Below are 20,158 nucleotides of genomic sequence, written 5' to 3'. Positions count from 1 at the left end.
TATTGTTTTTGTAATATTATAAAATTGCGTAAATTTCATCTTCTCTCATAATAAGGTAATCTTTACCTTCATATTTGAATTCTGTGCCCGAATACTTTCCATAAAGTACAACATCTCCCGTTTTAACAGTCATGGAATAATCTTTTTTACCATTACCTACTGCAACCACAATTCCTTTTTGAGGTTTTTCTTTAGCAGTATCAGGAATAATAATTCCTGATGCAGTTGTAGTTTCTGCAGCCATTGGCTCAATAACTACGCGATCTGAAATTGGTTTAATGTTTAATGACATATTTTTTTAAATTTTAATTAGTGTTTATTCGGTTCATTATTTTTCAGAAATTGTGCCAAAATCAATTTGTGCCAATTTTACTGAAATTAAAAATGCCAGCACTGACAGGCTGGCATTTTGTTGTAATATATTATGTAACTACTTAGGAGCTTCTTCAGTTTTTACTGGAGCTTCAGTTGGTTTTGCTTCTGGTGTTGTAGGTATCGTAGTTTGAGCAGGAATGGTTACCTCGTCATCACTTAAAACTTTTGAACCGTTAACATCGCTACCGCTAAAAGCTAAAGTAGATAATAAAATAAGAGCAATTAAAATTCCACCTAAAGTCCAAGTACTTTTGTCTAAAAAGTCAGTTGTTTTTTGTACTCCACCTAATTGTTGTGAGCTACCAAAAGTTGAAGATAAACCTCCTCCTTTAGGGTTTTGTACCATGATAGCTAAAATTAATAAAAAGCAAACTATTGTTATTGCAATTAAAAAACCTGTGAATCCCATAATCTAATTATTATTTTGTTGTAAATCTTTTATATCTTTAATTCGGTTTGCAAAGAAACTACTTTTTTCTGGATATTTCAAAATTAAAATTTCATAAGCTTGAATTGCTTTAAAATATTTTTTTTGTTCTAAATATATTTTAGCAAGTGTTTCTGTCATTAAATGTGATTGTTCCTCACCACTTTTCTGCACGTTAGCTGGTGCAGATGTTGCTTCCTTGGTTGGGGTGATTTTTGGATTAAGTTCAATAAAACGATCAATCAAGTCTATTTTTTTTAATTTTTCATCCTGTTTTTCCTCTTCTTTATCATTACTTTCTCTTTCGATAGGTGAAAATTTTGTAAGTTGTAACCATTCTTGAAAGGAATGTTTTTCAGCTTGATTAAATTCAAGAGGTTTTCCTATTTCAAGTTTTTCTTCTATTGAAGAAGAATTGTTGATGACAATTATTTCTTCTTCTTTTTCAATAGTGGTTTCAATAGCGGTTGGAAGTACTTCTACAATTGTGTGGATAGATGTAATGTCTGAATTTTCCATTTTATTATCCTCAAAAGTAGCAGGTGTAATTTTTAAAGGTGATTTTTCTTCAGCATCACCTATATTGACAACTGATGCATCATGTACGGCAATATTGTTTATATTTTTTTCCGTATCTTCTGTAATTTCTTTTTTAAGTATTCTAAAAGTTTCAGAGGTAATGAAATCAAATAATATACTTCTGTCATGTGTATGAGCAGCCGTTTTTTTTAATTCGTAATTATATCTAAAGCTTTGTTGGTTATACAAACCTTTTAAGTGTAAAGCTCTCGCACTTTGAAAAAAAGGAAATTGTTGTAACACAATTTCTAATGACATTGTCCTTTTTTCATTTATAGTTGCAGGATTATTAAGAAGATATGTTAAATCAGTAGTATTCAAATTATTTTTTTTAAATTACCATTTAGCTAATGATTCATTGAAAACATCTTGAGTGATTCTTGTAAATATTTCATCTAATGCAGTCGATAAACGACTACCTGTCATTTGTTCGTCTGCAGGATAATCATGATAAAATGAAAAGCGTTTTTCAAAATCATCTTCTTCTTTGTTTTTATTTGAAAATCGAACTAATACAGAAATAGTTAATCGATTTTGAGCGGCTCTTTGGTCGGCAGTGGCAGTCATAGGTGTAATACGATATTCTGTAATTTCACCTTCGTATAATAATTCTCCACCTTGAGAGACTAAATTTAAATTGGTTTGGTTTTGAATTATTTCTTGTAATTGAATAGTAAAAGTTCTTTCAATTCCAGGTTCTACTAGATCAGCTGTATTTTGAAAATAATTTACTTGAAATGTTTTGGCATCAATAGGTGATGTTCCAGTTAGGTTGTAATATTTACAACTTGAAACGGTCATTAGTAGCGCAATTGATAGTGTTTTTAAAATAGATTTCATTTATAAATCGTATTGTTTAATTTTTCTATATAAGGTTCTTTCTGAAATGCCTAACTCATCTGCAGCTGCTTTTCTTTTACCTTTATTGCGTTCCAAAGACTTTTTAATTAATTCAATTTCTTTAGCCTCTAAACTCAGTGTTTCTTCTTCTTCCACTGTTTCTGCAAAAAGATAATTTTCTTCATCTTCTACATCATGTTCATTAAATGTGTCTTTTTGCATTTGGTTTTGAACCGGAATAATGTCTGAAGGAGATTCTTTTTCAAAGATAAGATTATCTTCATTTTGACCATAAATTCTCTGAATTAAATTTTTATTTGCTTCTTGAACTTTTGTAGTTCCGTTTTGCATTAATTCTAAGGTTAGCTTTTTTAGATCATTTAAATCGGCCTTCATGTCAAAGAGCACTTTGTACAAAATTTCCCTTTCATTGCTAAAATCATTTTCGTTTTTTTTAGTATGAATTACTGTCGGTAAATTACTTCCTTCTGAGGGTAAATACTGTTGTAGTGTTTGAAGACTAATTTCTCTTTTAGTTTCTAGAACAGAAATTTGTTCTGCAATATTTCGCAATTGTCGAATGTTTCCGCTCCAACGATAGCGAATTAAATAATCAGCAGCTTCATCGGTTAATCGTATGGGAGGCATTTTATATTTATGTGCAAAGTCAGATGAAAATTTGCGAAACAAAATATGAATATCTTCTTTTCGATCGCGCAAGGGAGGCAATTGTATTTCAACAGTGCTTAATCTGTAGTATAAATCTTCTCTAAATTTTCCTTTTTCAATGGCGTCAAACATATTTACATTGGTAGCAGCCACGATTCTTACATTCGTTTTTTGAACTTGGGAAGAACCTACTTTTATAAACTCACCATTTTCCAATACACGTAATAAACGAACTTGTGTAGTTAATGGAAGTTCACCCACTTCATCTAAAAAAATTGTTCCACCATCAGCTACTTCAAAATAGCCTTCACGAGTTGATGTTGCTCCAGTGAATGCTCCTTTTTCATGTCCAAAAAGTTCACTATCTATAGTTCCTTCCGGAATGGCTCCACAGTTTACTGCAATGTATTTACCGTGTTTTCTATGGGAAAGCGAATGAATTATTTTTGGAATACTTTCTTTTCCTACACCACTTTCTCCAGTTACTAATACTGAAATATCAGTAGGAGCAACCTGTATGGCTTTTTCTATGGAACGATTTAACTTTGGGTCATTTCCAATAATCTCAAATCGTTGTTTTATGGCTTGTACTGTTTCCATGTTGTCATTGCGAGGCACGAAGCAATCTCTTATTATTTTTTATTTAAATTTAAAATAGTCCATTCTTGCCATTCTCACGAAGGAAGAATCTTTTATAACTTTAAACTCTTTTTTATGTTCAATGAATTTAAAAGTTCTTTTAATTCATTGTATTGATTTTCTTTTAAGTCTACTTTCCTAATAAAATTAGCTCTATTGTTTCCTATATATATAAGAAAAAGATCGTTTTTCTCGACTACTTTTTTTATGTTTTTCCAAAAATGTTTTACTTCAAAACTATCTCCTTTTTCTTCAAAATATTCACTATTTAAAGTGTAAATAATATTTTCTTTAATTCTTGGGTTATCTTGAATCTGTTTTTTTGAATTTCTGTATGCTACAAACAAATAAATAATTATTAATAGTGGAATAATAAATATTGGAGCTATTGCGCTAAAAATATCTTTAACACCCATTGATAAAGTGCCATGTATGCTAAATATATTTATTGCTATAAATATTGCTAAGAAAACTATCAATTTGCTACCGAAAAACACATTCATTGAAGCTTTGAAAGTACTTTTAACATCAAAAGAGGGTTTTATAATGATTTCTTTTTCCATAGATATAAGTATTATTGCATTATTTCAGAATATCCAACAGCTTCTCCAATTAATGTGGCGGCTGTACAATCTGTAATTTTTACATCAACGAAATCACCTGGTTTGTAATTACCTTTTGGGAAAACAACCACTGTATTTTGAGAATTTCTACCAGACCAGTGTTCATTAGAACGTTTAGAATCTTTTTCAACTAAGACTTCTACTGTTTGTCCTACAAAACGTTTTGTTTTTTCTAATGCATGTACTTGTTGTAAGTCTACAATTTCTGTTAACCTGCGTTTTTTAACTTCGTCTGCTACATCGTCTTCCATTTTTCTGGCAGCCATAGTTCCTGGTCTTTCCGAATATGCAAACATAAAACCAAAGTCGTATTTTACATATTCCATTAGAGAGAGTGTATCTTGATGGTCTTCTTCGGTTTCTGTTGGGAAACCAGTAATCATATCTTGAGATAAAGAAATATCTGGGATGATTCTTTTAATATTATCAATCAAAGTCATATATTCTTCACGAGTATGTTGACGATTCATTTCTCTTAAGATTCGCGTACTACCAGACTGAACAGGTAAGTGTATGTATTTACAAATGTTGTGATGCTTTGCCATTACTTCAATTACTTCTACATGCATATCTTGTGGATTAGATGTAGAAAATCTAAAACGCATTTTAGGAAACTGAGTAGCACACATATCTAATAACTGAGCAAAATCAACAGCTGTAGCTTTTTGCATTTCTGTTGCTTTTACAAAATCTTTTTTCAGACCACCACCATACCATAAATAACTATCTACATTTTGACCTAATAAGGTAACTTCTTTGAATCCTTTACTCCATAAATCTTGGATTTCATCTAAAATGCTTTGAGGCTCTCTACTTCTTTCTCGTCCTCTAGTAAAAGGAACTACGCAAAAAGTACACATGTTATCACAACCACGCGTAATGGAAACAAATGCAGTTACCCCATTAGAGTTCAATCGAACGGGTGCAATATCTCCATAGGTTTCTTCTTTAGATAAAATAACATTAATAGCATCTCTACCGTCTTCAACATCTTTTAAAAGATTAGGGATGTCTTTATAGGCATCTGGACCTACAACCATATCCACAATCTTTTCTTCTTCTAAAAATTTGTCTTTTAAGCGTTCAGCCATACATCCAAGTACTCCTACTTTCATACTTGGATTGATTTTTTTTACGGCATTGTATTTTTCTAAACGCTTTCTTATAGTTTGTTCTGCTTTATCTCTAATAGAACAAGTATTTACCAAAACTAAATCAGCTTCTTCTAAATTTTGAGTGGTATTATATCCTTGATTCACTAATATAGAAGCTACAATTTCACTATCAGAAAAATTCATCTGACAACCATAGCTCTCTATAAAAAGCTTTTTCGTATTTCCTTCTTTTTGATCTAATACAAGACTTGTACCTTGTTTATTTTCTTCAATTATCTTCTCCATAATACTATTATGTAATTTCAATCCAAATTTTAATCAGCAAAGATAATACTAAATTATAAATTATGACAAGATGTCAGATTTACTTTAACAAATATTATTATTTTTAATACTGTTTCTTAAATAGAGGTGCTTTTTGTCGATTAATTTTAGTAAAAAAAAACATTAAAACTTAAAATTTAAAAAAAACTGCTACTTTTGTCCCAAATAAAAATTGATAATGGCAAAGAATTTAGTTATCGTTGAGTCACCTGCGAAGGCAAAAACTATAGAAAAATTTTTAGGGAAAGAATATCAGGTCGAGTCTAGTTTTGGACATATAGCTGATTTACCTTCTAAAGAAATTGGTGTGGATGTTGCAAATGGTTTTACGCCCAAATATGAGGTTTCAAGCGATAAAAAAGCTTTGGTTAAAAAGTTGAAAGACTTATCAAAATCAGCGGAAATGGTTTGGTTAGCTTCCGATGAAGACCGTGAAGGAGAAGCAATAGCATGGCATTTAGCTGAAGAATTGAAATTAGATCAGAAAAAAACAAAGCGAATTGTTTTTCATGAAATTACTAAAACAGCTATTCAGAAAGCCATTGAAAACCCAAGACAAATTGATTATAATTTAGTCAATGCCCAACAAGCAAGAAGGGTTTTAGATCGATTAGTGGGATATGAATTGTCTCCAGTACTTTGGAAAAAAGTAAAAGGAGGTTTGTCTGCGGGTAGAGTGCAGTCGGTTTCGGTTAGATTAATAGTTGAAAAAGAAAGGGAAATACAAAATTTTAATACAGAAGCATCTTATTCAGTTATTGCCGAATTTACGAATGAAAGCGGAAAATCATTCAAAGCTAAATTGCCTAAAAATTTCAGCACTAAAAAAGAAGCAGAAGATTTTCTTCAAAAAAATATAGGTTCTACTTATAAAGTAGCCGATTTAGAAACAAAACCGACTAAAAAATCTCCAGCGGCTCCATTTACCACTTCAACATTACAACAAGAAGCCGCAAGAAAATTATACCTTCCAGTAGGAATAACAATGCAAATTGCGCAACGATTATATGAGGCAGGATTAATTACTTATATGAGAACAGATAGTGTAAATCTTTCTAATGAAGCTATGCAAGCTGCAAAAGCTGAGATTGAAAGTTATTATGGTGCTGAATATAGTAAACCAAGAAATTATAATACAAAGTCGAAAGGAGCACAAGAAGCGCACGAGGCCATTCGACCTACCGATATGTCGAGACATACTGTAGATATTGATAGAGATCAAGCTAGGTTGTACGATTTAATTTGGAAGAGAACTTTGGCTTCGCAAATGAGCGACGCACAGTTGGAAAGGACTAATGTGAAAATTGAAGCTAATAATCATAATGAATTATTCCATGCAACTGGTGAAGTGATTAAGTTTGAAGGTTTTTTAAAAGTATATTTAGAAGGTCATGACGACGATGAAGAAGAACAAGAAGGTATGTTACCTGCTTTAAAAGTGAATGAAAAATTAATTAACAATTATATTACGGCAACTGAGCGTTTTTCTAGACCACCTAGTCGCTATACTGAAGCTTCTTTGGTAAAAAAATTAGAAGAATTAGGGATTGGTAGACCTTCAACTTATGCACCTACAATATCAACAATAATTAATCGTAATTATGTTGAGAAAGGAACTTTTGAAGGACAAGAAAGAAAATATAAGCAATTGTTGTTAGAAGCAGGGAAAATTGTTTCTAAAGAGCTAACTGAAAATACGGGTTCTGATAAAGGAAAGCTTGTTCCTACAGATATTGGTATGATAGTTAATGATTTCTTAGTATCTAATTTTAAAACTATTTTAGATTATAATTTTACAGCAAAAGTTGAGCAAGATTTTGATGAGATAGCTTCTGGAAATGAAGACTGGGTAAAAATGATGAATGATTTTTATACTCATTTTCATCCCAATGTTGTAGATGTAGAAAAAAATGCTGACAGGGAAACTGGTGAGCGTATTTTAGGTAAACATCCTGAATCAGGTAGACAGATTTCCGTTCGTTTAGGTAAGTTTGGTCCTATGGTGCAAATTGGTGAACAAGAAGATGAGGATAAGCAATTTGCTAGTTTGTTGCCTGAGCAAAATATAGGTACAATAACATTAGAGGAGGCTTTGTCTTTGTTTTTATTGCCCAAGGCATTGGGTAAATTTCAAGACGAAGAAATTGAAGTTAATAATGGACGTTTTGGTCCTTATGTAAGATTTGGTCAAACCTTTATCTCTTTACCAAAAGGGGAAGAACCTTTAGATGTGACATTAGAAAGAGCAATAGAGTTAATAAAAGAAAAACAAAAAGCGGATGCACCTATAGCTACTTATGAAGGTTTGCCTGTTCAAAAAGGAGTAGGACGTTTTGGTCCATTTATAAAGTGGAATAGTATATTTATTAATGTGAGCAAAAAATATGATTTTGATAATTTATCGCAGCAAGATGTCAAAGAATTAATTTTAGATAAATTACAAAAAGAAAAAGACAAGCTTATTCATAATTGGGAAGAGGAAGGAATACGTGTTGAAAAAGCAAGATGGGGGAGATCGGTTATTTTAAAAGGAAAGATAAAAATAGAATTGGGTAAAGATACAGATGCGTCTAAACTTACTTTAGATAAAGTAAAAGAAATGATTGAGGCAAAAGCACCAGCTAAAAAAAGTGCTACAAAAAAAACAACTTCTAAAAAGAAATAAAGTATAATGGTTTTTGATTTCCTAGAACCAGTAAGTGAATCTTTCATTAAATATAAGGATAATTTACCTAGTCAATCGTTAGGTAAAAAAGTTTTTTTTCATACCAAAGAAGAATTTCCAGATTTAGACCAAATTGCTCTTGCAATAATTTGTGTTAATGAATACAGAGGGACTGAGGCTGAAATAGAATTTCAGGGGTTTGATAATTTTAGAAAAAAAATCTATGCTCTTTTTCCAGGTAATTGGAATGTTTCTATTGCAGATTTAGGTAATATTCGATTTGGAGAAACAATAGAAGATACTTATTTTTTAATAAAATCAGTAAACGAAGATTTAGTAAGAAAAAAAATAATACCTATAATTATAGGAGGAAGTCATGATTTAACTTTTCCACTTTATCGAGCTTATGATAATTTAGATCAGATGGTCAATTTAGTTACGATTGATAGTAAATTTGATTTTGCAAAAGAAAAAGGCTCTTTGGAAGAATCATATTTGACTAGAATTATTGTTGAAGAACCCAATAATCTATTTAATTATAGTAATATTGGATTCCAAACTTATTATAATTCACAAGAAGAAATTGATCTAATTGAAAAATTGTATTTTGATGCTTATCGATTAGGAGAGGTGTCAAATAAAATAGCTATTGCTGAGCCTGTTTTTAGAGATGCAGATTTGGTCAGTATAGATATGAATGCGGTTCAATCCTCTTATTCGGGTAGGAATGGAGTATTTAATCCTAACGGATTTGACGGAAAAGAAATATGTACCTTAGCTAGATATTCTGGAATAAGTGATAAAGTCTCTACTTTTGGGGTTTTTAATTCTTGGTTTTCTGAAAAAGAATCGGTATTAATAGCACAAATGATTTGGTATTTTATTGAAGGATTTTGTTTTAGATCTAAAGAGTATCCTTTTGGTACAAAAGAAAATTATTTAAAGTATATTGTGTTAGTAGAAGAGGAAGAATTAGTGTTTTTTAAAAGCAATAAAACAGAAAGATGGTGGATTGAAATACCTTTTTTATCAAATGCGAATAATAAATTGAAAAGAAATACGTTATTACCTTGCACATATGATGATTATTTGGCCGCTTGTGAACAAGAAATTCCAAGTAGATGGTGGAAGGCATATCGACGTAATTTATTGTAAATCATAGATAAAACGAAGCTTAAACAGCTTTTTTGAATGCTCATTTTAATATTTTTTTAAGAAATATTTCAAAAAAATTGTTTTTTTCAAAATTATTGAATAGGTTTACGCCCTTAAAAGTGAAATTATATTAACCCAAATTTATATGAAGAAGTTAGTTGTATTTACAGCAATCTTATCATTGTTTGCCAGTTGTGGTAAAGGCGATAGAGGTGAACTAGTAGGTGTAAAAGGAAAAAAATGGCATCCTGAGAAACCTTATGGAATGACATTAGTACCAGGAGGTGCATTTATTCTTGGTAAATCAGATGATGATTTGGCTAGTATTCAGGACGCTCCTACTAAGACAGTTACTGTGCGATCATTTTACATGGATGAGACTGAAATTACTAATTCAGAGTACAGGCAGTTTGTAGAATGGGTGAAAGATTCTACAATCAGAACTAGATTAGCAATGTTAGCTGACGAAGTGGGTCAAGGAGGTGCTGAAGGTTCAGATGGAGGAATTGGCGATTATGCTTTTGCAGATGCTAATGTAGAAGAAATGTCACCTTACGACAAATATATGTATGAAAATTATTACAGTATCGGTACTGAAGATGATGATTATGCTAATAGAAAGTTAAATAAAAAGGCGAAATTAATCAATGATCCACAAAAATACCCAGATGAGTATTATGTTGAGGTTATGGATTCAATGTATCTTCCAGAATCAGAATCGTATAATGGGTTAAAAACGATTGATGTTTCTAAATTGAAATTTAGATATAGAGAAGTTGATTGGAATAAATCTGTAACTAAAAAAGGTAGAAAAGGTTTGTATGAAGAAGCTAAACCAATTGAAATATATCCAGATACTACAGTTTGGATTAAAGATTTTGCTTATTCTTACAATGAACCTATGCATAATGACTATTTTTGGCATCAAGCATATGCAGAGTATCCTGTAGTTGGTGTTACTTGGAATCAAGCAAAAGCTTTTTGTGCTTGGAGAACTTTATATAAAAATTCTTATATTAAGAAGAAAAAAGGAAGAGATCAAGTAAATTCTTTCAGATTACCAACTGAAGCGGAATGGGAATATGCTGCTAGAGGTGGTTTAGAGTCAGGTGCTTTCCCTTGGGGTGGTCCTTATGCAAAAAATGATAGAGGTTGTTTTATGGCAAACTTCAAGCCTAATAGAGGTGATTATGCTGCTGATGGTGCTCTTTATACTGTTGAGGCAAAATCATATGAACCAAACAATTTTAATCTTTACAATATGGCTGGAAATGTGTCAGAATGGACTGAATCAGCATATGATGTAACGGCTTACGAATTCGTTTCTACAATGAATCCTAACGTTGCTGATAGAAAAAATCAAAGAAAAGTTGTTCGTGGTGGTTCATGGAAAGATGTGGCTTACTTTTTACAAGTGTCAACACGTGATTATGAATATGCAGATTCAGCTAGAAGTTACATAGGTTTTAGAACTGTTCAAGACTATATGGGAACTGCAGCTACAGCAACTAGTCCTAAATAATGTATAACCAATTTTTAAATTATAAATTAAACTTAACTAACTAAAATTATTTATTATGGCATTTTTAAGTAAAAGAATGATGAATTTCCTTTATGGAATGGGAGCAGCAGTTGTAATCGTTGGAGCTTTATTTAAACTTCAACATTGGCATGGAGCTGATATCATGTTAATTGTAGGATTAGTAACAGAAGCTGGTATCTTTGCTTTATCTGCATTTGATGCACCTGAAAAAGATTTAGACTGGTCTTTGGTTTATCCAGAATTAGCTGGTGGAGAAGCTGGAGATAAAAAGAAAAAGGAAAATCCAACTGATGCTCAAGGTTTATTGTCTCAAAAATTAGACAACATGCTTAAAGAAGCTAAAATTGATGGTGCTTTAATGGAAAGTCTTGGTAGTAGCATTAGAAACTTTGAAGGTGCTGCAAAAAGTATTTCTCCAACAGTAGATTCAATCGCTTCTCAAAAGAAATATTCTGAAGAAATGTCACAAGCAGCTGCACAGATGGAAGCTTTAAATAGCTTATACAAAGTGCAGTTAGAAAGTGCAACTAGAAACGCTGAGGCTAACAAAGAAATTGCTGATAATGCAGCTAAATTAAAAGAGCAAATGCAGTCTATGACTTCTAACATCGCATCTTTAAATGCAGTTTATGGAGGTATGCTTTCTGCGATGAACAATAGAGGATAATTAGTTTTATCAATTTAATTAACCAAAATTATTAATTTAAAAAAACTAATTTAAAAAATGGCAGGAGGAAAACTAACCCCTAGACAGAAGATGATTAACCTGATGTACTTGGTTTTCATCGCAATGTTGGCATTAAATATGTCAAAAGAAGTATTAACTGCTTTTGGAAATTTCAATGACAAATTTGATGAGTCAAATAAACTTACAAATCAATCAAATGAAACTTTATTAGCAGCTTTAGATACAAAAGCATCTGATGAACCAGCAAAATATGCTGAATCTGCAAAAAAAGCAAGAGAAGTATCTAAAATTTCGAATGAATTCAATACATTCTTAGAATCAGTTAAAAAAGAAGTTACTGAAGGTTTTAAAGTTGATCCTAAAACAGGTAAATTTCCTTTTGAAGCTATGGATAAATCTACGATAGATGAAAAATGGTTCAAAGGAGATGGATATAGCCCAAGAGGTCAAGAAATTGTGACTAAGATAGATAATTATGTTGCTGATATCAAGAAAGTATTAGGAACTGATGTGAAATATATTCCTTTTATTAAAGAAATTGAAAAGAAATTTTCAACAGCTGATATAACAAATAGAGAAGGTGTTAAATTAAAATTTCTTGATTATAAAGCAAAAGGTTTTCCTGCTGTATCTACTTTAACTTTTATAACTTCTATGCAAAATGATGTTAAAAATACTGAAGCTGGTGCGTATAACTTATTCTTAGGAAATGCTTTAAAATCAGCTGCTTCTATGAAAAATTTCCAAGCTATTGTAGTTTTAGATAAAAATGCATATTTTCAAGGTGAACAAGTTACAGGTAAAGTTGTATTAGGAAGATATGATGCTAATACGCAACCAACATCTTTCAAAGGACCTGGTAAAATTGAAAATGGTCAAGCATTAATATCTATGACAGCAGGTGGAATTGGTGAACAAAATATTTCTGGAGAGTTTGGCTTTTTAGAAGATGGAAAAGAAATTCCTTTGAAGTTTGAAGGTAAATATGTAGTTGTACCAAGACCAAATTCTGCTACAATTTCTGCTGATAAAATGAATGTGGTTTATAGAGGTGTTGTTAACCCTATGACAATTTCATTTGCTGGTGTTTCTGATAGCGATGTAACTGCATCTGCTGCAGGATTATCTAAAGGTTCTGGTGTTGGAAAATACAACATGAGTCCTGGTGCAGGAAGAGAAGTTGTAATCAATGTTAATGCTAAACTTCCTGATGGGAAAGCAGTTTCTGATAAAAAAGTATTTCGTATCAAAGACATTCCTGGACCACAAGGTAAAATTCGTAAAGAAGTTGCTGCAGAAGGGCCAAAATCAAGTTTAGAAGTTTCAACAGTAACTGCTGAATTAGATGATTTTGATTTCGACTTAAATATTGACGTAACTGGTTTCAATATTAAAGTACCTGGTCAACCAACTATTGTTGTTTCTGGAAACAGAATGGATGCAAGAGCTAAAGCCGCAATTGGTAAAGCAAGTAGAGGTGATGTAATTATCATTTCTGAAATTAAAACAAGATTACAAGGTAGTTCTATCATGATGAAGAAAACGGCTCCTTGTACTTTCGAAATTAAATAAGAAGTTTTCAAAGGGTTTATTCATTAAACTAAAAATTAGAAAAGATGAGTTGGAGAAATTTTATGTTAGTTGTTGCATTAGGTTTAAGTTCTACTTTTACTTTTGCTCAATCTAATCTTTTAAATGCTAAAACACCTGATCAAATTGGTCAGAAAACAGAAGCAGAGTTAGTTGCTGATAATGACAAACCATTACCATATGGTTATGTTATGGATAGAGATGTTTTAATGGGTAAACGTATTTGGGAATACATCGATTTAGATGAAAGAGTTAATTTTCCATTGTATTTTCCTGTTGAAGGAGACTTAGGTCCAGACAGACAACCACTTTATAATGTTTTAATTAATGCTATTAGAGATGGTAAAATAACTGAGGTTTATGACAATAGTTATTTTACTGAGAAAAAATCGCTTAGTGATATTGAAGCCTCTCTTGTATTTATTGATACAACAGACGCAGGTAGAGAATATTTCAACGCAGGTGAATCTATTCCAGAAGAATACATAGTTAAACAAGAAATTGAAGCGTTTCATGTTAATGCTTATAAGACTGTTGGATACTGGTATTTTGACAAAAGACAAGGAGAAATGAAATACCGTATGTTAGGTATTTGTCCTGTAGTTCCAGACGTATTTACTTTAAATAGTGAAGAGCCAGACGATGTTGAATTATTTTGGGTTTACTTTCCTGCTGTAAGAGATGTTTTACACGAAGCAAAATCTTTTAATAATAAAAATTCTGCTATGCCGTTCTCTTTTGATCACTTGTTAAATTCAAGAAGATTTAACGCTGTGATTTACCAAGAAGAAAATGTTTATGGTGATCGTCAGATTAAAGATTACATGAAAGAAAATGCGCAAATGCAACTTTTAGAAGCGGAACGCATTAAAGAAAAGCTACGTAATTTTGAACAAGATATGTGGAATTATTAATATAAAATTTCTCCAATTTTAATATAAACTCTTATCATTAATTTGATAAGAGTTTTTTTATTTTTGCGTTATGAAAGATTTCTTAATCGTTGGTGCCGGTATTGCTGGTGTTTCTTTTGCAGAATTGTGTAAACAGCATAATAAATCCTTTGTGGTTTATGATGATAATTCACAACCCTCGTCACGTATTGCAGGAGGTTTATATAATCCTGTTGTATTGAAAAGATTTAGTGAAGTTTGGAAAGCTAAAGAACAATTGCAATTGGCTTTTCCTTTTTATGAAAATTTAGAGAAAAAACTACAAACTACTTTTGATTATAAAATACCAATTTATAGAAAGTTTGCCTCTGTTGAAGAACAAAATGATTGGTTCACTGCTGCAGATAAGCCTAGTTTGTCTGATTTTCTTTCTACCAAACTTATAGGTGATAAATATGCATCTGTGAATGCTTCTTATGGTTATGGAGAAGTTTTGTATACAGGATACCTAGATGTTAGAAAGTTGGTTTCTTCTTATGCTTCTTATTTAGAAGCCTCTCATTTGTTTACTTCAGAACGTTTTAATTATGAAGAAGTTGAAATTACAAATGATTTCATTCTTTATAAGAATGACAAATATAAAAATATCATTTTCGCAGAAGGTTTTGGTATGCATGCCAATCCTTATTTTAATGATTTACCTCTTGATGGTACAAAAGGGGAACTGTTAATAATTGAAGCTCCAAATCTAAAAATTGACGTTACAATTAAATCTAGTATTTTTATTTTACCTATAGGAAATGATAAATATAAAGTAGGAGCCACTTATGATTGGACAGATAAAACGAATATACCAACAACTGCAGGTAAAAACGAATTAACCGAAAAACTGAAAGAAACGATTACTTGCGACTATAAAATAATAGAACATTTTGCAGGTGTAAGACCAACAGTTAAAGATAGAAGACCTTTAGTTGGTACACATTACAAACATAAAAATATTCACGTTTTAAATGGACTTGGAACAAGAGGAGTAATGTTGGCTCCATTTTTGGCAAACCAACTCTTTAATCATTTGGTACTGGGAGAAAATTTAGAGAAAGAAATTGATATCATTCGTATTTATAGAAAAAGAAGCCTTATTTAGTTTCCTCTTTTAAGTTTTCTTTCCAATCTTTGTCATAATGAACAAACATATTTATCCAAATGTTCCTCGATACGCGCATAATAAAAGGCATAAAAACTACGAGTGTTCCAATAATGGCATAAAAAGTAGTCATTAGGCTGTTATTCAAAAATACTTTAGTAATTACAAAAGCAGCTACCGCAAAAGCTATCCCAACAGCATAACTCACATACATAGCGCCATAAAAAAAAGAAGGTTCAATTTTATAACGGATATGACAGTGACTGCATTTTTCATGCATTTTGTAAATATTATTTAAATTGTATGGATTTTTATCCATATACATACTCTCTTCTTGACATTTAGGACAAGTTCCTGTTAAAATACTATTTATTTTCGTTCCTTTTTTTAACATTTGCAAAATATTTACACAAAGGTACAAATTGTAAGAATGGGTTTGTGTAACAATAGTAACAATATTATCATGATTAATATACATAATTTATCGGTTTCATTTGGTGGAACGTATTTGTTTGAAGAAGTAACTTTTCGTTTAGGTGCTGGTGATAGAGTAGGTCTTGTTGGTAAAAACGGTGCTGGAAAATCGACCATGTTGAAGATTTTAGCAGGTGACATAAAACCAGATTCAGGAGTAATAGCTACTGAAAAGGAAGTGAGAATGGGTTTTCTTCGTCAGGATATCGATTTTGAAGAAGGAAGAACGGTTTTAGAAGAAGCGTATCAAGCATTTAGTGATATTAAAAAAGCTGAAATGCGTATCGATGTGATTAATCATGAACTAGCTACCCGAACCGATTACGAAAGTCAATCGTATTCTGAACTAATAGAAGAATTAGGTGAAGTAACGCATCATTATGAAATTTTAGGTGGCTATAATTATGTTGGGGACACTGAAAAAATCTTATTAGGTCTTGGTTTTAAAAGAGAAGAATTCAATAATCTAACAAGTACCTTTTCTGGTGGATGGAGAATGCGAATTGAATTGGCTAAATTATTATTACAATCAAACGATATTTTATTACTCGATGAGCCAACCAACCACTTGGATATAGAAAGTATTATTTGGTTAGAAGGTTTTTTAAAAAGTTTCCCAGGAGTTGTAGTGATTGTTTCTCACGATAAAATGTTTTTGGATAATGTTACGAATAGAACGATTGAAATATCTTTAGGTAAAGCCTATGATTTCAATAAGCCGTATTCTCAATATTTAATATTGCGTGAAGAAATTCGTGAAAAGCAATTGGCTACTCAAAAAAATCAAGCTAAAAAGATTGAAGAAACAGAAAAGCTAATTGAAAAGTTTCGTGCTAAGGCCTCTAAAGCATCGATGGCTCAATCGTTAATCAAGAAATTAGATAAAGTTGAGCGTATTGAAGTAGATGAAGATGACAATTCGGTCATGAGTATTTCTTTTCCAGTTTCACAAACACCAGGACGAGTTGTAGTGGAGGCAGAACATGTTACCAAAGCCTATGGTGAGAAAGTAATCTTAGAAGATATTTCGCTACTAGTCGAAAGAGGTAGCAAAATTGCATTCGTAGGTCAAAATGGTCAAGGGAAATCTACCTTTATTAAAGCGCTTGTAAACGAATTTGAATACAAAGGGACTATCAAATTAGGACATAATGTGCAACTCGGGTATTTTGCTCAAAATCAAGCTGAATATTTAGATGGGGAAAAAACCTTACTAGATACGATGCTTGAAGCGGCTTTAGATTCCAATCGTTCCAAAGTGAGAGACATGCTTGGGGCTTTTCTTTTTAGAGGTGATGATGTGGAGAAGAAAGTCAAAGTGCTTTCTGGAGGAGAAAGAAATCGTTTGGCATTATGTAAGCTGCTTTTACAGCCAATTAATGTCTTGTTGATGGATGAGCCTACCAACCACTTAGATATTAAATCTAAGAACGTTTTAAAGGCGGCTTTGGAAAAATATGAAGGTACTTTGTTATTAGTTTCACATGATAGGGATTTTTTACAAGGCTTGGCTAATATTACCTATGAGTTTAAAGATAAAAAAATCAAAGAGTATTTAGGTGATATCAATTTCTTCTTGGAACAAAGAAATGCGCAAGATATGCGTGCTTTTGAAATAAAGGATACGGTGAAGACTCCAAAGCAAACGACTCCTGTAGTTGAAAAGAAATCGTTTTCTTATGAAGAGCAAAAGAAGCAAAAAACGTTACAAAACAAGTTGAGTAAAATTGAAAGTCAAATTCAGGATTTAGAGCGAGATATTCAAAAAGACGACAAAGAATTGGCTTCAAACTATGATAAATTAATTGAAAACGCGTCTTTCTTTACTGCTTATGAAAAGAAAAAGAAAGAACTGGATCAGTTGTTAGAAGATTGGGAAACGGTTCAAGAAGAGATTGATGGGATGAATTAAATTTAGAATGAAAGACGAAAGTCAAATAAGCTATTTTATATTATTTATTAAATGAAAAAATCAAGAATAAATTTACTCCTTCTTGTAACTTTTTACTAAACTATTGGTAATATTATTAGTTACAACTTAAATTTATAAACCAGTAAAGAATTAATTTTTCTATGAAAGAATGCAATCTACTTTTAATTTTCATGTTTTCTATTATTTTATTTTCATGTGAAGGTTCTGCGGTTTATCAAGGTAAATGGAAAGCATTGGATTGCGAGGGTAAGAAATTTGAAGTTACATTTACTTCTAAGGAAATAACTACTAAAGATAGTAAAAGAGAAACGGTAAAATATGGATATACACAACATTCAATTGAATATGAAAATGGAGTTTCTACTTATGGAATTCAATTGAGTGATGGTAGAGAATATCAACTTTTTTTCCCAAAAAAGGATAAAAGTGTAGGAATGCTATTAAATGAAAATGGAAGAACAATATATACATTAGGCAGAACAGCTTATGTTACTTATGATGATATTTATAAATTAGATTAAGTATTTTTTATTGGAACATAAGATAAGAATGTTTAAATATATAAGTTATTCAATCAACCCAATCGTTTTAGAATGTGCAATAGCTTCTTTGCTCGATTTAAAATAACAAACCGCTACATCTAAACTTGTAATATTGTCTAGGATTTTTTCTGTTGCTTTCTTTTTAGAGGAACCTACTTGTCTAATATAGATGGCTTTAATGTGCAAAGGGAAAATTTTACAAATTGCTTCATACAATTTAGGATCTTGTTGCGAATCATCGCCTAATAAAACATATTGCAATTCTGGATAAAATTCTAAAACGTGTTTGATTTTTTCAAATTTATGATTGTGGTTCCCACGACCTGTAAAAAACAATTGGGTCAAACTGGTTTTAATATCTTTTAGAAGCATAACGGCTTTTGGAAGCTGGTGTAGTTCTGTAAATTGGGTAATCAAACTGTATAAATTCCATTCGCTACTTGAAACATAAAAAAAAGCGTTTTCTTCCTCCTTGTTGGCTCTTCCTGCCTTTTGTAAGGCTTGATAATGTGGTACTACATCTTCAAATACCTTTCTTTTAGTCACATTTTTAAACAAAAGAATGTAGATTTTTTTAAAAGGATTTCGTGTATGGGAAATTAAAAATGTATCATCTATATCTGAAATAAAGCCAAATTTTCCCAGCTTGGGTTGAATATAACTAGAAGAAGCAGTAATTCTTTCCCCTTCATGTACAATAGAAACGGTGTGTTTTTTCCACCCAAAAGTGGTATCATTCTTTAAAGGAATACAAAACTTAAAATAGCCATCTTCCAATGTTTTGGTATGAATGGTTGTTCCATTAATGTCTAAAAAAACATCGGTATTGGGTTTTGTTTTTACTTGAAATAGGCGAATAATGGATTGTGCATTCTGAAAATTTTTCTTTTGAAAATCATAATCGGAAATACTATTAGGCTTAAACACATGACCCATGACAATTAATTCTTGATTATTTGCATAGCCACGATATAATTTTAATACCGGTTTCATTTAATTTTATACATTTGATTAAGAGTTTTACAAATTACAAATTAATTAGGGATTCGATAATATGTCAGTTAAAAATAATTATTTACTAGTCGTAAATCCTATTTCAGGAGACAGAGATAAAACTACATTGGTTACACAAATTCGCGATTTTGCTCAAGAAATACAACAAGAAATCATAGTTTATGAAACCACAGGTACTGAAGATGAAGTAGCTATTCAAAAATTATATCAAGAACATCAACCCGTTCGCGTACTTATTGCTGGTGGTGATGGCACTATTAAAATGGTAGGAGAAGCTTTGGAACAAGAAGATGTGATTTTTGGTATCATTCCGGCAGGTTCTGCTAATGGATTATCGATTGATTTAAATTTACCAACTACAGTTGAAGAAAATATTAAAATTGCTTTTCAAAACGACTATATCGCAATTGATATGGTGGAAATTAACGGAAAGAAAAGTCTACATTTAAGTGATTTAGGATTGAATGCTTTATTGGTTAAAAACTATGAAAATAGTGACACTAGAGGTAAATTGGGCTATGCGTTACAGGTTATTACTACCTTAACAGAAGCTGATGATGAACCTTTTGAGGTTGATATAAAAACAACGGAAGGTGAGCTGCATACCAATGCTAAAATGATTGTGATTGCCAATTCTCAAAAGTATGGAACTGGAGTAACCATTAATCCGAATGGCAAGATAAATGATGGAAAGTTTGAAATCGTAGTTTTAAAAAGTTTGGATGTGTTTACCATTGGTAAAATTGTAACAGGAAACATTCTTTCTAACACGGAAGAAGTAAGTATATTTTCCACTGATCAAGCAGTAATCACTACTCATAAGAAAATTAGTTTTCAAATTGATGGTGAATATTGTGGAGAAGAAGACGAATTAAAAGTGGGAATTTTACCTGCTCAAATGAAAGTAGCTGTCCCTTAAAATA

At 31.4% G+C, this 20,158-nt stretch carries 19 protein-coding genes; 10 read left to right on the top strand and 9 right to left on the bottom strand.

The annotated features are described in order from the left end of the window. Positions 1-16: 16 nt before the first annotated feature. The 7 genes from groES to miaB all read right to left on the bottom strand — a co-directional run bounded on the left by groES (position 17) and on the right by miaB (position 5,552). Positions 17-292 carry a co-chaperone GroES gene (gene groES, locus HALO113_RS05390; RefSeq protein ID WP_159778047.1) on the bottom strand — a complete coding sequence of 92 codons (276 nt, stop codon included), beginning with the start codon at positions 290-292 and terminating at the stop codon, positions 17-19. Positions 293-430: 138 nt separating this feature from the next. Then, positions 431-787, bottom strand: coding sequence for a preprotein translocase subunit SecG (secG, locus tag HALO113_RS05385; protein WP_201297628.1), 357 nt, complete (start codon positions 785-787; stop codon positions 431-433). After that, the gene (locus HALO113_RS05380; protein WP_159778045.1) at positions 788-1,702 is read right to left on the bottom strand and encodes a tetratricopeptide repeat protein; all 915 of its coding nucleotides are present in this window, start codon (positions 1,700-1,702) and stop codon (positions 788-790) included. Positions 1,703-1,717: 15 nt separating this feature from the next. Continuing rightward, positions 1,718-2,221 (bottom strand): LPS assembly lipoprotein LptE, encoded by a 504-nt coding sequence (gene lptE, locus HALO113_RS05375; protein ID WP_159778044.1) that lies wholly within the window; start codon positions 2,219-2,221, stop codon positions 1,718-1,720. Next, positions 2,222-3,490, bottom strand: coding sequence for a sigma-54-dependent Fis family transcriptional regulator (locus tag HALO113_RS05370; RefSeq protein WP_159778043.1), 1,269 nt, complete (start codon positions 3,488-3,490; stop codon positions 2,222-2,224). Positions 3,491-3,582: 92 nt separating this feature from the next. Next, on the bottom strand, positions 3,583-4,092 hold the full coding sequence (locus HALO113_RS05365; protein WP_159778042.1) for a YcxB family protein: 510 nt from the start codon (positions 4,090-4,092) through the stop codon (positions 3,583-3,585). Between the two features lie 11 nt (positions 4,093-4,103). Further along, positions 4,104-5,552, bottom strand: coding sequence for a tRNA (N6-isopentenyl adenosine(37)-C2)-methylthiotransferase MiaB (miaB, locus tag HALO113_RS05360; protein WP_159778041.1), 1,449 nt, complete (start codon positions 5,550-5,552; stop codon positions 4,104-4,106). 217 nt (positions 5,553-5,769) lie between these two features. Here miaB and topA point away from each other — a divergent pair, with 217 nt between their 5' ends. The 7 genes from topA to HALO113_RS05325 all read left to right on the top strand — a co-directional run bounded on the left by topA (position 5,770) and on the right by HALO113_RS05325 (position 15,272). Then, positions 5,770-8,256, top strand: coding sequence for a type I DNA topoisomerase (gene topA / locus HALO113_RS05355; RefSeq protein ID WP_159778040.1), 2,487 nt, complete (start codon positions 5,770-5,772; stop codon positions 8,254-8,256). Positions 8,257-8,262: 6 nt separating this feature from the next. Then, entirely contained in the window at positions 8,263-9,411 is a 1,149-nt protein-coding gene (locus HALO113_RS05350) for a formimidoylglutamase (RefSeq protein WP_159778039.1), read from the top strand. A gap of 145 nt (positions 9,412-9,556) precedes the next feature. Beyond that, the gene (gene gldK, locus HALO113_RS05345; RefSeq protein ID WP_159778038.1) at positions 9,557-10,933 is read left to right on the top strand and encodes a gliding motility lipoprotein GldK; all 1,377 of its coding nucleotides are present in this window, start codon (positions 9,557-9,559) and stop codon (positions 10,931-10,933) included. Between the two features lie 55 nt (positions 10,934-10,988). After that, positions 10,989-11,621 carry a gliding motility protein GldL gene (gldL, locus tag HALO113_RS05340; RefSeq protein ID WP_159778037.1) on the top strand — a complete coding sequence of 211 codons (633 nt, stop codon included), beginning with the start codon at positions 10,989-10,991 and terminating at the stop codon, positions 11,619-11,621. Positions 11,622-11,678: 57 nt separating this feature from the next. After that, positions 11,679-13,214, top strand: coding sequence for a gliding motility protein GldM (gene gldM / locus HALO113_RS05335; RefSeq protein ID WP_159778036.1), 1,536 nt, complete (start codon positions 11,679-11,681; stop codon positions 13,212-13,214). Between the two features lie 44 nt (positions 13,215-13,258). After that, positions 13,259-14,146, top strand: a complete 888-nt coding sequence (gene gldN, locus HALO113_RS05330; protein WP_159778035.1) for a gliding motility protein GldN — start codon at positions 13,259-13,261, stop codon at positions 14,144-14,146. 70 nt (positions 14,147-14,216) lie between these two features. Continuing rightward, on the top strand, positions 14,217-15,272 hold the full coding sequence (locus HALO113_RS05325) for an FAD-binding oxidoreductase (protein ID WP_159778034.1): 1,056 nt from the start codon (positions 14,217-14,219) through the stop codon (positions 15,270-15,272). On the opposite strand, the gene HALO113_RS05320 is transcribed toward HALO113_RS05325, so the two are convergent. Next, entirely contained in the window at positions 15,265-15,666 is a 402-nt protein-coding gene (locus tag HALO113_RS05320) for a DUF983 domain-containing protein (RefSeq protein WP_159779556.1), read from the bottom strand. The two genes, HALO113_RS05325 and HALO113_RS05320, sit on opposite strands and share 8 nt — an antisense overlap. 69 nt (positions 15,667-15,735) lie before the next feature. On the opposite strand from HALO113_RS05320, the gene HALO113_RS05315 reads away from it, so the two are divergent. Then, the gene (locus HALO113_RS05315) at positions 15,736-17,658 is read left to right on the top strand and encodes an ABC-F family ATP-binding cassette domain-containing protein (protein WP_159778033.1); all 1,923 of its coding nucleotides are present in this window, start codon (positions 15,736-15,738) and stop codon (positions 17,656-17,658) included. A 191-nt stretch (positions 17,659-17,849) separates the two neighbouring features. Beyond that, positions 17,850-18,200 carry a hypothetical protein gene (locus tag HALO113_RS05310; protein WP_159778032.1) on the top strand — a complete coding sequence of 117 codons (351 nt, stop codon included), beginning with the start codon at positions 17,850-17,852 and terminating at the stop codon, positions 18,198-18,200. Positions 18,201-18,245: 45 nt separating this feature from the next. Here the strand turns inward: HALO113_RS05310 and HALO113_RS05305 are convergent, their stop codons facing one another. After that, complete coding sequence (locus tag HALO113_RS05305) at positions 18,246-19,214, bottom strand: App1 family protein (RefSeq protein ID WP_159778031.1); 969 nt, start codon at positions 19,212-19,214, stop codon at positions 18,246-18,248. A 61-nt stretch (positions 19,215-19,275) separates the two neighbouring features. Here HALO113_RS05305 and HALO113_RS05300 point away from each other — a divergent pair, with 61 nt between their 5' ends. After that, positions 19,276-20,154 (top strand): diacylglycerol kinase family protein, encoded by an 879-nt coding sequence (locus tag HALO113_RS05300; protein WP_159778030.1) that lies wholly within the window; start codon positions 19,276-19,278, stop codon positions 20,152-20,154. Positions 20,155-20,158 lie beyond the last annotated feature (4 nt).

It is taken from the genome of Flavobacterium sp. 9AF, assembly GCF_902506265.1.
Lineage (GTDB): Bacteria > Bacteroidota > Bacteroidia > Flavobacteriales > Flavobacteriaceae > Flavobacterium.
This window is presented reverse-complemented; position numbering and strand designations above follow the sequence as displayed.

Coding starts and splice junctions, on each gene's coding strand:
- groES (WP_159778047.1), bottom strand. CDS start 292: ATGTCATTAAACATTAAACCAATTTCAGATCGCGTAGTTATTGAGCCA.
- lptE (WP_159778044.1), bottom strand. CDS start 2,221: ATGAAATCTATTTTAAAAACACTATCAATTGCGCTACTAATGACCGTT.
- HALO113_RS05370 (WP_159778043.1), bottom strand. CDS start 3,490: ATGGAAACAGTACAAGCCATAAAACAACGATTTGAGATTATTGGAAAT.
- HALO113_RS05365 (WP_159778042.1), bottom strand. CDS start 4,092: ATGGAAAAAGAAATCATTATAAAACCCTCTTTTGATGTTAAAAGTACT.
- miaB (WP_159778041.1), bottom strand. CDS start 5,552: ATGGAGAAGATAATTGAAGAAAATAAACAAGGTACAAGTCTTGTATTA.
- topA (WP_159778040.1), top strand. CDS start 5,770: ATGGCAAAGAATTTAGTTATCGTTGAGTCACCTGCGAAGGCAAAAACT.
- HALO113_RS05350 (WP_159778039.1), top strand. CDS start 8,263: ATGGTTTTTGATTTCCTAGAACCAGTAAGTGAATCTTTCATTAAATAT.
- gldK (WP_159778038.1), top strand. CDS start 9,557: ATGAAGAAGTTAGTTGTATTTACAGCAATCTTATCATTGTTTGCCAGT.
- gldL (WP_159778037.1), top strand. CDS start 10,989: ATGGCATTTTTAAGTAAAAGAATGATGAATTTCCTTTATGGAATGGGA.
- gldM (WP_159778036.1), top strand. CDS start 11,679: ATGGCAGGAGGAAAACTAACCCCTAGACAGAAGATGATTAACCTGATG.
- gldN (WP_159778035.1), top strand. CDS start 13,259: ATGAGTTGGAGAAATTTTATGTTAGTTGTTGCATTAGGTTTAAGTTCT.
- HALO113_RS05325 (WP_159778034.1), top strand. CDS start 14,217: ATGAAAGATTTCTTAATCGTTGGTGCCGGTATTGCTGGTGTTTCTTTT.
- HALO113_RS05320 (WP_159779556.1), bottom strand. CDS start 15,666: ATGTTAAAAAAAGGAACGAAAATAAATAGTATTTTAACAGGAACTTGT.
- HALO113_RS05315 (WP_159778033.1), top strand. CDS start 15,736: ATGATTAATATACATAATTTATCGGTTTCATTTGGTGGAACGTATTTG.
- HALO113_RS05310 (WP_159778032.1), top strand. CDS start 17,850: ATGTTTTCTATTATTTTATTTTCATGTGAAGGTTCTGCGGTTTATCAA.
- HALO113_RS05305 (WP_159778031.1), bottom strand. CDS start 19,214: ATGAAACCGGTATTAAAATTATATCGTGGCTATGCAAATAATCAAGAA.
- HALO113_RS05300 (WP_159778030.1), top strand. CDS start 19,276: ATGTCAGTTAAAAATAATTATTTACTAGTCGTAAATCCTATTTCAGGA.